Source organism: Microcoleus sp. CAWBG27 (genome assembly GCF_020883145.1).
Taxonomy (GTDB): Bacteria; Cyanobacteriota; Cyanobacteriia; order Cyanobacteriales; family Microcoleaceae; genus Microcoleus.
The window spans coordinates 1-13,333 of the sequence record NZ_JAHREU010000111.1 but is presented as its reverse complement, the minus strand read 5'-3'; the positions used below and the strand labels follow the sequence as shown (position 1 = coordinate 13,333).

Sequence of the window (13,333 nt, the reverse complement as noted above, 5' to 3'; positions counted from 1 at the left end):
CTTAATTTAGCTGAATTTAACAAGCTTCTGTGACGCTAACACTGCATAATTTCAGCCCAAAATAGTTTGGCTTCCCAGTTTTTATAACTGATAAAAAAATCCGACCCACATCTGCGGAATGTGGGCTGTAACAGAGGATGACAACATAAGTCACCTATCGGAACTTAAAGTAAAGGTGGAAGCTAAGGAAGCAGGGTTCAGGGCTAACTCAGCAAGTAAATTGATATCAGCCCTAAAGGTGATTTTTGACAAGCTGTAGCCCCCAAAATAGCCACCCACACACCGCCCTCCCTCGGGGCGGTTTTTCGTGACGCACCATCAGCTAGAATCTATCTAGAAAGCTATGACCCACAAGTAAGCTAGCTCAGCGCCTGAAACGACGCAAATACGTTAGGTAAATAGAAAAAGTCTAGAAAGTAGAGTCAGAATGGCTGGAAAGGTATGTTTTAGGTAAATTTCCACATCGCTGCTGGTTGTGCAAATAACCAGTTTCCCGCAACTCGCGACTGAAGCTGTTGTCACAAAGTAAACAATTTCCCATAAAGTCCTGGAAAATAGCGTCAAAATCAGGCAGTATATATCAAGAGTAAAAAATATTACCAGCGACGATCAAATATGTCACGCCGCGAAAAGCTTGCGAAATCCTGCAAGTCTGAGAGAAAACTCTTAGAAACAGGGAGCTTGCCGACAAAATATCAGCAATCAGAACCCCCTCCAACCAACGACACTAGGACATTGACAGCGTTCTCGGAACAGGACACAACCGAGTTATCGCCATCTACGCAAGAGTCAGTAGCTACAAATAACGAGAACACCTCGAACGACAAGTCAGCTACCTCCAAAATATCTACCCGCAAGCGGTCGTCTTCAAAGACATCGTCGCGGGCCTCAACTTCAAAAGAAAAGCACTGCTTGCCCTTTTGGGACAAGTCATGTCAGGAAATATCTCAACAATTGTGGTTGGACACCAAGACAGACTCGCAAGGTTGGGTAGCGACCTCATCAAATGGCTCTGCGAGCCAAACAATTGCCAACTCATGGTTCTCAGTAGAAACGAGCTGTCTTGTGAACGAGAAATGGTTGAACATATCCTTGCCATCATCCACGTCTTTAGTTGCCGAATCTACTCCCGGCGTAAATACAAATCTACTATCAAAGAAGATTCGAGTTTACCCAGAAACGGAGTTAGCAGCGAAATGGAGGACTTGGATTGCAGCAAGTAGATGGTGTTACAATCAAGCAATTGCTATCCTGAAAACAGAAAAGATTGGCAAGTATGACCTCAGAAAAAAGATTATGGACTCAGCTCCAATCTGGGTGTCCGAGCAACCTTACAACCCACGACAAATGGCAGTATTCCAAGCTTTTGAGGCACAAAAAGCTGCTAAAAAGTCAAAGGGTATCGCCAAATTTAGAAGCCGATTTGACCGTTCCCAGACTATCAGGTTTCAAGTCAGTAACTGGAAGTCTGGAACTTTTTACCCGCAAGCAACCAAAGGATTATCATTTAAAGTATCCGAACCAATTGCAGATGTAATGGAACATGAGCCAACGCTGTCACTAATCAATGGGCAATGGTTTATCTGCTATGCAGTTGATACCGCAAAGTCTCTGCAAAACGAAAGCAGTTTAGCTATCGCCTTAGACCCTGGCGTTAGAACGTTTTTGACTGGATTTGACGGCAGTGATATCTTGGAGATAGGAAAAAATGATATTGGTCGTATCTACCGACTAGCAAGACATTTAGACAAATTGATGTCAAGAATAGGGCTGCACAAAGGAGGACAATTCAAACGATTGAGGTATTGCTTGAGAAAGTCAGCGACCCAGATTCGGATTCAGATTAAAAACTTAGTCAACGAGTTACACAAGAAGGCTGCTAAATACTTGGTGACCAAGTATAAAATTATTTTTTTGCCGACTTTTGAAACGCAGCAGATGGTAAAAAAGGGGAAACGAAAATTAGCGACAAAAACAGCTAGAGCCCTGGTCACTTTGAGCCATTATAGGTTCAAACAAATGTTGAAGCATCAAGCATCCAAATCTGGTTGTATTGTAGTAGACGTGACCGAAGAATACACATCCAAGACTTGTTCAAAATGTGGACACATTCACACAAAATTAGGTGGGTCTAAAAAGTTTAAATGTCCAGAATGCGGACACACTCTGGACAGAGATGTAAATGGCGCTTTCAATATTTTATTGAAAGCTTTGAGAGATACCTCCTTGACGGGAGAGCTTGCAGCTTTCTCTATCTTGCCATACACAGTAAGTTTGGGCTTAGTCCTAGATTTACCGGGTTAAATGTATCTGGCAGCTTTAATTAGCATTTTTAATTAGGATTAAAGTTCAGTACACTCAGGGATAGATACTATACCAAAATCTCATGGAAACTTTTGAGGCGGACGCTAAACCGATCGCCAACTTAGCTAATCGACAGCAGCAAGGTACAAAACAACTGGACAATAGCACAATTCAAGAGTTCGATCGAGCCATGATGCGCCGCTGCATAGAATTGGCCCGCCGCGCCCTCGGCAAAACCGCACCCAACCCCCTCGTCGGTTCCGTAGTTGTCCGAGACGGTAAGATTGTCGGCGAAGGGTTCCATCCCGGTGCCGGCCAACCTCACGCCGAAGTGTTTGCACTCCGGGAAGCGGGGGAACTTGCCGCCGGAGCGACTGTTTACGTGAACCTGGAACCTTGCAACCACTACGGCCGGACTCCTCCCTGTTCCGAAGCTTTAGTTAAGGCTAAGGTGGCAAAAGTAGTGGCTGGGATGGTCGATCCAAATCCATTGGTAGCTGGCACTGGGCTGGCGCGATTGCGGGATGCTGGCATTGAAGTGGTGGCGGGAGTGGAAGGAGAAGCTTGTCAGAAACTCAACGAGGCTTTCGTACACCGGATTTTGTACCGCCAGCCTTTCGGAATTTTGAAATATGCGATGACTTTAGACGGTAAAATTGCTACTACTACCGGTCACAGCGCTTGGGTGACAGGCGAAGAGGCTCGGAGCGAGGTACATCGGGTGCGTGCCGGCTGCGATGCGGTGATTGTTGGGGGAAATACGGTGCGTCTAGATAATCCGAAACTAACAAGCCACCAGCCTGACAGAAACAATCCCTTGCGGGTGGTAATGAGCCGCTCTCTGGATTTGCCGAAGTCGGCTTGGTTGTGGGAAACCTCCGTAGCGGCTACTTTGGTACTGACTGAGCCTGGGGTTAAGCCGGAATTTCAGGAATTTTTGATCGCCAAAGGGGTGGAAGTTGTGGAGTTGTCAACGCTGACACCGACTAATGTAATGACTTATTTGTACGATCGATCTTTTATGTCTGTACTGTGGGAGTGCGGCGGCACTTTGGCGGCTTCGGCAATTGCTGAAGGTGCAGTGCAGAAAATTATGGCTTTTATTGCTCCTAAAATTGTCGGCGGCCAAGGTGCTCCAACTCCTGTGGGAGATTTGGGCTTTTCAGCAATGACTGATGCTTTGACTTTGGAGCGGGTTTCTTGGCACGCGGTGGGTGCAGATTGTGTGGTGGAAGGCTATTTTAAAATTAAAGATTGAAAGTTAAAAGCGAGTCTTTTTAGTTTTGATTTTTAACTTTATAACTCCTTTTATGACTGAAATTCTGGTTTGGAGTTTGATGGTTGGCAGTCTCGGCTTGGAGGCTGCGATTCTAGGTGTCTTGGTGAGCCGCGAGCAATTGGCTGCGGGGCAAAAATGTGATGAGGAGGAGGAAGTTTTGACTCGGTACGAATCTCAAGAAGATAATTTGACTGCGCCTGAAAATGCGATCGCCAATGGCAATCCAAAATCCGATCGCAATCCTGATGATTTGACAGTTTGGGAGTACAAGATTGTCCGGGCTAGCAGCGATTTATTTCGCAATCCGGCGATTTTTCACAAGCTGTGTCGGGAAGAGGCGGAAGTTGGCTGGGTTTTGCTCGAAAAGCTCGATGACAGGCGGGTGCGGTTCAAACGTCCGATCGCGCTGAGGGATGCCCCGAGGTCGAATTTACCAACGTTTGACCCTTACCGCAGTCATTACGGCCCGATGTCGAATGCGATGACTTGGGCGGTGGCGATCGTGTTTTTGAGTGCGATCGTCCTTCCTGCTGTTTTGGGCTATGCTTTGGTGTCGGCTACTCTGACTAGAAGTCGCTCTAATTGGCCTCCGACACCGATTCAATCCATGCCTTCTCCCGGCGGCCCAACAACTAATAATTGAAACTTTGGGGAATGGGTAATTGGGAAGCTTGTTTTATAGCAAGTCTAAATCATTTGTGAACCAGGTTTGTTTGACGAACCGCGAAGGCGCGAAGTTCGCGTTCGGCGAAGCCGTTCCCGAAGGGTAGGAAGATAAGAAAAGAGTGTGTGTTCGCTTGATGGATTTAGGATTGCTATAGGGTGCATCTGGTTTTGACAAGGGCGAAGCATTTCGGCACATAATTTATCAGTGAGAATCAGATATTTACTGCCGAAATACTTCGCCCCTACGAGTATATTTTCAAAAATGAGATGCACCCGGCTAAGGTACGTAGTTGCGCTTCAGCGCTCTTTCCGGCGTTGCTGATTTGATGTAGGAAAATTATTTGCTATGATACTGAAACCTCTGTAAAGACGTAACAATGCTACGTCTCTACATTCCTATTCATACCTGAATTCAGCAATGCGCTCTTTCCTAATATTATAAAGAGCGCTAAAGCGCAACTACGTACCTAATACGTTAATTTGATTTTAAGTTTGGGGCGGTATTACTGACGGAGCGGATAGCAATCTTAAGTTGTAATCTGTATCGCCTTGAAATTGAGAAACGCGGACAAAATAAGTCCCCGCAGGCAATGCACCATTACTGATAACTTGTTCGGAAGTTATACCTAAATTGTTAGATGAAGCAATAATATCATCTAATCCAACGACGCCGTTACCGTTGAGATCCTGAATTAATTCTACATCCACATCTGCACTCAAACCATCTACTGTTGCACTAAAAAGGCTCGGAGTATTCAGGATGAAACTGTAAATGTTTGCTGCTTGGGTAGCGCCGACAAAATCGCTCGCAATTAGACTGTCTGTGAGAATTCCCAAATTTTCGGCTGCGCTCAAATCGTCGGCGGGAGCGGGGAGAGTGCTCAACAATCCTTCTTGTTGACCGAATTGAATGTAATGGTCGATCGCACTTTTGACTGCACCGCTGCTGACTGCTCCTGCGATCGCCGGATATCTTTCTAGATAAAACTTGGGATCGAAGAAAATGCTGGCTTTGCGGTTTTCAAATTGACCGACTTTCAAGTAGTGTTCAAAGGCGCTAAATTGATTGGTTTGGACTGCTGTTTGCACATCCGGGTTGCTTGTTAAATAAAAACCCACATCGAAGAAAGGGTTGGGGTTCCGCCGTTCAAATTGACCGAATTTAATCAAGTGCTGGGCGCCGGAAAATTTGTTTTTTTCGGCTGACACTGTGACATCTGAATTGGTGTCTAAATAATAGCTGGCGTCAAACAGGGCATTAGGATCGCGATTTTCAAATTGACCAATTTTTTCGTAGTGATCGAAGGGAGTCGATACTGTGCCTCTGGCGACTGCTACGGCGACATCTGGGTTGTTTTCAAGATAAAATTTGCTGTCGAACAGTGTTCTCAGGGTTAGCATTATTAAAAAAATCTCTTTGTACTTTAATCTGGAAAGTGCACAATCAAATTCGATCGAGAATCCAGTTTACATCATTTTTTTTGTGAGGGCGTCTCAATTATGGCTAAATCTGCACTGATGACAATGCTACGGCGCGCTGCGATTATTGCCCAAAAATCGAGGGAAACGGGCATTCCGGCTGATGAGTTACTGGGGATGCTGGCAGATCGCACTCCCAATTTTCCCATATCTCGGCGCGGGTTGCTGCATGGGGGTTTAGCTGCTGCGGGGGCTGTCGCTGCTGCGACTTTTACCCGCGAGGGAGCTTTTGCTCAGCAGCGCGGACGATCGCCCATTTTGGTTGTAGGTGCCGGAATTGCTGGTTTGACGGCTGCCTATCGGCTGCGCCAGGGGGGCGTGCGTGCCGATATCATTGAGGCAACTAACCGCGTGGGGGGGAGGATTCGCACGGTGCCTAAGGTGGCTGGAACGCAGATTTTCGCGGATGTGGGGGGAGAATTTATTGATACCGGCCATACTACTTTGATTTCCCTGGCGTCGGAATTGGGTTTGCGGGCGATCGACTTAGTTAACGTACAGCGGGCCTTTGTAAAGGATACTTTTTTCTTTCAAGGGCGCCGATTTTCTGTAGCGCAAATAATCGCAGATTTTGCGCCGCTAGCCAGTAAAATCAATGCTGATTTAAAGTCAGTTGGAGATGAATTTAGCTATCAAGATTTTACGGAAGCTGCGGAAAGATTGGACAATCTTTCGATCGCTGAATATCTAGAGCAAGGTAATACTAGCACGATTGTCCGGCAGTTGCTGCGCGTTGCTTACGCCACTGAATTCGGCAGAGATCCTGAGGAACAGTCGGCGTTGAATCTGCTGTTTTTGATAGGTACTGAAGCTGACAGTTTTCAATTGTACGGTAACAGCGACGAGCGCTATCAAATTGATGGCGGCAACAGTCAAATTGTCAACCGTTTAGCGGATAGGTTGTCTGGTTCGATCGAGACGGGGACAATTTTGGAAGCGATTACTCTGTTGCCGGATGGCCGCTATCGGGTGAATTTGCGATCGGGACAAAGCGCGATCGATCGCACTTACGAACGAGTTTTATTAGCTTTGCCCTTCAGCACTCTGCGAGACGTTAAAATTAACGTACCTTTGCCCCAACCGAAGCGCAGGGCGATCGAGCAGTTGGGCTACGGTACTAATTCTAAGTTAATTACCGGCTACCGCAGCCGAATTTGGCGAGATACTTATCAATCGACTGCTTCTGTGTTTACCGATTTAGGATTCCAAAACACCTGGGAAGCTACGCCTTTTGCTCCTACTGCTAATGCTTTAGTTACTGAGTTTACAGGAGGAAAGCAGGGTTTGGCGATCGGTGCGGGAACTCCCGAAGAGCAAGCACAAAGATTTTTGGGACAATTTGATAGAGTTTTCCCCGGAGTTAGAAACTTGAGAACCGGCAAAGCTGTCCGAGCTTTTTGGTCGGGAGAACGTTTTTTTAAAGGTTCTTATTCCTGTTATTTAGTCGGACAGTGGACGCAAATGTATGGCGTAGAAGGCGAACGATTTGGCAATTTATATTTTGCTGGGGAACACACTTCGCTGGAAAATCAAGGTTACATGGAAGGCGGTTGCGAAACTGGACAAAGGGCGGCTGTGGAAATTTTGCAAGACTTGGGTTTAATCGCTTCTGCTGATGCTGTGAATGCTCGAACTGCAAGCAGTTTGAACCAGCGCCGTCCCAGTCGGAAAGTTCCCGGAGCGCGGAATCTTCGCAATAGGAAGCCGAGGATTAGATAATCCAGTTTAGGTACGTAGTTGCGCTTAAGCGCTCTTTCCTAATATTATAAAGAGGGCTAAAGCCCAACTACATACCTTAATTAATTATGAGAGTTCCGTTGATACTAAACTTATCAATATTGCTAATCTCGCAAATCTCAGCTAGCCCTTTGCTGGCAGATTCTACAAATACCAAAATTCAAATTTCACAAATTGACGAACCGTTTTGCTACATGAAAACCCCCGACGGCAAAACCGTAGACTTAGGGAAACTTTGCGAAAAACTGCCAACTCCTAAAACCGCTCAAACTTGCGTTGCTGGTGCAAACATGGCGGCAAAAGTATCAATTGCCCAGGCAAATTATGATGGCAAAATTTTTAGCGGTAAAGTGTTCAATCAAGGCTGCAAAACAATCAAGAATGTGAAAGTCAATTATGAAGTTTTGGACGAGTCAGGTAATTTAATTGATAACGGATTTATCGACACTCTACCAGCTACTCTGGCACCCGGAGAGTCAGCAGCCTTTCGGGGCGCAGTTGTCGCGGGGACTAAGGTGCAGGCGACTCATGCAGATGCTCAGGAATGATTGTCGAGTGTTTAGCCGATCGCTGCTATCATATTTTGGCTCAGATATCTCTAATTATCGCTCAAAGGTCGGCTCGCGCTTGGATCAAGGTACGTACTTGCAATCTTTGCGCTTTTTCCTAATCTTATAAAGAGCGCTCAAGCGCAACTACGTACCTAATTTGTCTGACGACAATAAAACCACCCTGCCTAAATCCCCGTCAATTCGGGGGACGAAAGAGAATAATCTTGTCCCCCCCCTTATTAAGGGGGGTTAGGGGGGATCTCCGGGTTTGAAAATACCCTATGGGGATGGAAATGCGTAAATCCTAATCTCTAAAAACAGAACTTGCGAGGGCAAAATATCTTGAAAACTCGATCGACATACTGGCAAATCTTACCCTACCTCCGTCCCCAAAAACAAACCATCGGTAAAGCATTAGCTTGTACCGTAGTCTTTACCATATTTTGGCCGATAATCGCGTGGCTGGTTGGCGAAACAGCCAAATTTATAGGAAAAGGAGATTTACAAGGATTCGCGCAAATTGCGGCACTCAGCGCAGTTATATTTTTGATTCGCGGTACAGCCCAGTACGGTCAAGATACGCTGATGGCAAAAGCAGCCTTGACTATTGCTTTAGAAATTCGTAAAAAAGTCTACTCCCACCTCCAAAAACTCGATATCGGCTACTTTGAAACCGCCAAAACCGGAGACTTATCCTACCGCCTCACAGAAGATATCGATCGGATTGGTGAAGTTGTAAATAAATTTTTTCATCAGTTTATTCCTTGTGTGTTGCAGCTAATTGCAGTCATGGGATATATGATTTATCTCAACTGGCAATTAACCTTGGGTGCATTAATTATTGCACCGCTGATGGCAATCTTAATTGGCTGGTTTGGCGAAAGACTGCTGAGTTATTCGCGCCAAAGTCAAAATCGCATTTCTGATTTATCAGCTTTGCTGACAGAAGTATTTAGCGGCATTCGTTTAATCAAAGCGTTTGTAGCGGAAGATTACGAAATTGCCCGCTTTGCAGAAGAAGCGGAACAAAACCGCCGCGCGAAGTATTTGTCGGAAAGAGTAAAAGCACTTCAGTTCGTCGTAGTTGGCTTTCTGGAAGCGATGAGCGTAATTTTGCTGTTTTTCCTCGGTGGTTGGCAAATTGCTCAAGGAAACCTCACTGGTACGCAATTTATCAGTTATATCGCAGGAGTAGCACTGTTAATTGACCCGATCGCAATTACCACTGCAAATTACGGCGATTTCAAGCAGGGAGAGGCTTCTAGCGATCGCATTTTTGAGCTTTTAGCCATTGAATCTACGGTAGTCGAGAAGCCGGGTGCGATCGAACTTCCCCATGTTACCGGAAAAGTCGAATACCGCAATATTAATTTTGCCTACCCTTCTCAACCTCTACTTGATAAGGAGGGAAAACAGCTTCAACCCCCCCTTGATAAGGGGGGGCAAGGGGGGGTTCCGATTTTGCAAAGTATGAGTTTGCTGGTACTTCCTGGAGAAATGATAGCCCTTGTCGGCGCATCCGGTGCGGGAAAAACTACGTTAGTAAATTTGTTGCCCAGATTTTACGATCCGCAAGCTGGACAAATTTTTATTGACGGGATTGATATTCAAGATGTGACATTAAATACACTGCGCCGACAAATCGGAATTGTGCCGCAAGAAACTATTTTATTTTCGGGTACAATTGCTCAAAATATTGCTTTTGGTCAGTCTTATTATGAACTAAAAGATGTGCAAAAAGCGGCGGAAATTGCCAACGCCCATCAATTTATCAGCGAGTTTCCCGACGGTTATCAAACTTGGGTGGGGGAAAGGGGAGTAAACTTATCTGGCGGTCAAAAACAAAGAATTGCGATCGCCCGCGCAGTTTTGCTAGATCCGCGAATTCTGATCCTCGATGAAGCTACTTCAGCGCTAGATTCGGAGTCGGAAGCTTTGGTGCAGGAGGCCTTGGAAAGATTGATGCGCGATCGCACTGTGTTTATTATCGCGCACCGTTTGGCGACTGTACGGAAAGCCGATCGCATATTAGTGCTCGAAAAAGGTAGAGTGATGGAATCGGGGACGCACGAGGAATTGCTCGAAAAGGGCGATCGATATGCTCGTTATTATGCTCAGCAATTCAGTCAGTAGGGTACTTTGATATTATTTTTGAGCGAGATGTAGGGGTGAAGCATTTGGGCGGTAATTTATGAATCAAATGCGATATTTTATGTCCAAATGCTTCACCCTCCGGCGCGCGAGTTCCTGTTGTTTGTAAGATTTACGGTGATGTACGATTAATTTTGGGATAGATGAGGTTCTCATGGTTCGTTTGTGTGGTTTGGGCGAAGCATTCGGATATTTTAATTCGGGTTTTTCTAGTATATTGTCGCCCGAATGCTTCGCCCCTACGGGGATTTGCGTAACACCGAAACCCAAGAAACCGGGTTTTTAGCCGAATCTACTGGACACAACGAAGTATTCTGGAAAAAACCCGGTTTCTGACTGCCCGCGCGTAAATGCTGTCAACAACCTTGGTTGTAATCCGTATTGCTGACTGCATAATTCCTCCTTTGCAACGATCAATTTTCCACAGCCCCTAAAGCTTTAAGCGTGGCTTTTTCAACTTCCGTTAAACCCGTAACGCCCGCGATATTCATCTCCTCATAAGGTCGATCGCTTTTTAGTCTTTTGATGCACTCACCAGTCTCAAAATCCCAAAGTCTAATTGTGCCATTCCGACTGCAAGCAGCAATAGTTTTTCCATTTGAATTGAAGGCAACAGAGTTAATTCTACTGGTATGACCTTGCAAAATTTTGAGACATTCACCTGTACGGATATCCCATAGTCTTACCGTTCCATCTACACTTCCACTAACAACTATTTCACTAGAAGAACTAAAGGCAACTGAACGTATCCAATCAGTATGCCCCTGTAAGATTTGAAGGCATTCACCGCTGCGGACATCCCATAGTCTGATTGTGCGATCGGCACTTCCGCTAGCAAGTATTTCACCGTTCGGACTGAAGGCGATCGCGCGTGTCCAGCCCGTATGCCCCTGAAAGACTTGGAGGCATTCACCAGTTTGGATATCCCACAGCTTCACCTTTTGGTCAAAACCTGTACTCGCAAATATCTCGCCCAAAGGACTGAAGGCAGCCGAGTATACTGAACTGTTATTCCCTGGCAAGGTTTTGAGGCATTCGCCAGTACCGATATCCCACAGCCTCACCGTTTGGTCATAACCTGCACTAGCAAGTATTTCACCATTTGAAATAAAGGCGATCGAGTGTACTTCCTTTCCACACTCTGGCAAAGTATGGAGGCATTCACCACTGCGAATATCCCACAGCCTCAGTGTTTCGTCAAAACTAGCACTGGCAAGTATTTCACCCGAAAGACTGAAGGAAACTAAGTGTACCCGATCGAGATGCCCGTGCAAGATTTTGAGGCACTCACCACTGCGAACATCCCACAGCTTGACTGTATGCGAATCATCGCCGCTAGCAAGTATTTCACCGTTCGGACTGAAGGCGATCGACCTTACTTGATTGCTATGCCCTTGCAAGGTATTCAAGCATTCACCAGTATGGATATCCCACAGCCTCAGTGTTTGGTCATAATTACCGCTAACAAGTATTTCACCCGCAGGATTAAAGGCGATTGACGTTACTGAATTGCTATGCCCTTGCAACGTATTCAAACATTCACCAGTATGGATATCCCACAGCTTCGCTGTACGATCGTAACTACCACTTGCAAGTATTCCGTCATTTGGACTGAGGGCTATTGACCGTACTTGATCGAAATGTCCTTCCAATGTTTTGAGACATTCACCAGTACCAACATTCCACAATTTCACTGTTTCGTCGCCACTGCCACTAGCAAGTATTTCACCAGTAGGATTGAAAGCAACTGAAAACACATTTTTAGTATGTCCCTCGAATATTTTCAGACATTCACCACTTTTGATATTCCATAGCTTTATTGTTTGATCGCCACTCCCAGTGGCAAGCATTTCACCAGCAGGATGGAAAGCCACTGAAAATACAACTTTAGTCTGGTCTTGCAAAATTTTGCAGCATTCGCCAGTGCGAATATCCCATAACCTTACGGTGCCATCAAAACTCCCACTAGCGAGTACATTGCCATCAGGATTGAATCTGACTGACATTACTGATTCGGTATGGCCCTCAAAACAATTTAAACATTCACCAGTTTTGAAATCCCATAACTTAATTGTTTTGTCATAACTCCCGCTAACAAGTATTTTACCGTCAGGACTGAAGGCGACTGACTCCACTACGTTGCTATGTCCTTTACAGGTCAATATTTCTCTGCCACTGCTAGGTTCCCACAAGCGAACTACGCCATCAGTATCACCTGTAGCTAACAGTTTGCCATCAGGACTAAAGATTACTGACCGAACATTACCAAAGATTTTAGTAAAAACAGACTCTGTTAAATTTGCGTGAGTAAAATCAACGTGTCGCAGGCTGGCATTTGTAAAATCAGCACCTAAAATAACTGCACGAGAAAGGTCTTTTGCTTCTAACGCAGTGCGATCGATTTTCACCAACAGCGTCGCCGCATTCCCTCCCACATAACCTACTTCACTTTCAGTTTTTCCCCGCGTTGCTTCCAGAATTTCAAGTAGGGGCAATCCCCCCGTGGTTGCCCCTAAACCCGGGCCGGGCGGGCACGGGGGCACCGCCCCTACGAGCATCGGTAACAACAAATCCATCACTGCTTTTGTCAGCCGCGCTTGTCCAAAACTCTGACGGAGTTGCCCTAAATCTTCAGCAGCAAATCCCTGCAAAGCTGCGATAAGTTGATTCTTATTTCTCTTTTCCGCCTGAAGCCGACAATAATTAGACCAAGTGTATAATTGAGCCTCAACATCAGGATTTACACAAGACTGTTCCGGTGCAACTAATTCGGTAAAATCTGCTGCCAAAACTCCCAATTCCGCTGCAAATTTATAAGCAACAAAAAACTCTAATAACGAACGGTGCGCTGGAGTATAATCGCCATCGGCATTGCGGATCAGCATGGTTTGACCCATCATGTCATAGTGCCAGTGGTCTAAGTCTTTTTCCTCTTGGACTATGGAACCAAACAGGCCTCGAATGCGATCGGGAAAACCGCGATAATTGAGGCTCATTTGGTCGGTAGACAGCATTTCCCACGATAACTCGCACAAAAAGTAAAGGTATCCGCTCAATAATTCGGGGTAGGAGAGAAAAAAGTAAGCAGAGTAAAAAAAGTGTTATAAAATAGGATACATGACGCCAAAGACTATTTCACAAGACAAATCATCCTACAATATACTAC

At 45.6% G+C, this 13,333-nt stretch carries 8 protein-coding genes and 1 pseudogene; 7 read left to right on the top strand and 2 right to left on the bottom strand.

The window, feature by feature from the left end; all coding sequences use genetic code 11:
• The first annotated feature begins 593 nt into the window (after positions 1 to 593).
• The 4 genes and pseudogenes from QZ938_RS31565 (at position 594) to QZ938_RS31550 (ending at position 4,226) form a co-directional block, all read left to right on the top strand.
• A pseudogene (locus QZ938_RS31565) lies at positions 594 to 1,223 on the top strand (IS607 family transposase).
• Entirely contained in the window at positions 1,162 to 2,304 is a 1,143-nt protein-coding gene (locus tag QZ938_RS31560) for a transposase (RefSeq protein WP_293147366.1), read from the top strand. The pseudogene QZ938_RS31565 and the gene QZ938_RS31560 overlap by 62 nt, the downstream one beginning before the upstream one ends.
• An 82-nt stretch (positions 2,305 to 2,386) precedes the next feature.
• Positions 2,387 to 3,562, top strand: coding sequence for a bifunctional diaminohydroxyphosphoribosylaminopyrimidine deaminase/5-amino-6-(5-phosphoribosylamino)uracil reductase RibD (gene ribD, locus QZ938_RS31555; RefSeq protein WP_293147131.1), 1,176 nt, complete (start codon positions 2,387 to 2,389; stop codon positions 3,560 to 3,562).
• A 52-nt stretch (positions 3,563 to 3,614) separates the two neighbouring features.
• A complete protein-coding gene (locus tag QZ938_RS31550) occupies positions 3,615 to 4,226 on the top strand; it encodes a hypothetical protein (RefSeq protein WP_293147133.1) in 612 nt (203 codons plus the stop codon).
• Positions 4,227 to 4,735: 509 nt separating this feature from the next.
• Here the strand turns inward: QZ938_RS31550 and QZ938_RS31545 are convergent.
• Positions 4,736 to 5,650, bottom strand: coding sequence for a PPC domain-containing protein (locus QZ938_RS31545; RefSeq protein WP_293356091.1), 915 nt, complete (start codon positions 5,648 to 5,650; stop codon positions 4,736 to 4,738).
• Positions 5,651 to 5,749: 99 nt separating this feature from the next.
• Here QZ938_RS31545 and QZ938_RS31540 point away from each other — a divergent pair, with 99 nt between their 5' ends.
• The 3 genes from QZ938_RS31540 to QZ938_RS31530 all read left to right on the top strand — a co-directional run bounded on the left by QZ938_RS31540 (position 5,750) and on the right by QZ938_RS31530 (position 10,149).
• Positions 5,750 to 7,447 carry an NAD(P)/FAD-dependent oxidoreductase gene (locus tag QZ938_RS31540; RefSeq protein ID WP_293356094.1) on the top strand — a complete coding sequence of 566 codons (1,698 nt, stop codon included), beginning with the start codon at positions 5,750 to 5,752 and terminating at the stop codon, positions 7,445 to 7,447.
• A gap of 98 nt (positions 7,448 to 7,545) precedes the next feature.
• Entirely contained in the window at positions 7,546 to 8,013 is a 468-nt protein-coding gene (locus QZ938_RS31535; protein WP_293356097.1) for an FxLYD domain-containing protein, read from the top strand.
• A gap of 345 nt (positions 8,014 to 8,358) precedes the next feature.
• On the top strand, positions 8,359 to 10,149 hold the full coding sequence (locus QZ938_RS31530; RefSeq protein WP_293356100.1) for an ABC transporter ATP-binding protein: 1,791 nt from the start codon (positions 8,359 to 8,361) through the stop codon (positions 10,147 to 10,149).
• 431 nt (positions 10,150 to 10,580) lie between these two features.
• Here the strand turns inward: QZ938_RS31530 and QZ938_RS31525 are convergent, their stop codons facing one another.
• Positions 10,581 to 13,181: a pentapeptide repeat-containing protein gene (locus QZ938_RS31525; RefSeq protein ID WP_293356103.1), complete on the bottom strand. Its 2,601-nt coding sequence runs from the start codon at positions 13,179 to 13,181 to the stop codon at positions 10,581 to 10,583.
• Positions 13,182 to 13,333 lie beyond the last annotated feature (152 nt).

What these genes read in the sequence shown, in the direction of transcription:
- QZ938_RS31545 (WP_293356091.1), bottom strand. Translation starts at nt 5,650, where the DNA reads ATGCTAACCCTGAGAACACTGTTCGACAGCAAATTTTATCTTGAAAAC.
- QZ938_RS31550 (WP_293147133.1), top strand. Translation starts at nt 3,615, where the DNA reads ATGACTGAAATTCTGGTTTGGAGTTTGATGGTTGGCAGTCTCGGCTTG.
- ribD (WP_293147131.1), top strand. Translation starts at nt 2,387, where the DNA reads ATGGAAACTTTTGAGGCGGACGCTAAACCGATCGCCAACTTAGCTAAT.
- QZ938_RS31540 (WP_293356094.1), top strand. Translation starts at nt 5,750, where the DNA reads ATGGCTAAATCTGCACTGATGACAATGCTACGGCGCGCTGCGATTATT.
- QZ938_RS31525 (WP_293356103.1), bottom strand. Translation starts at nt 13,181, where the DNA reads ATGCTGTCTACCGACCAAATGAGCCTCAATTATCGCGGTTTTCCCGAT.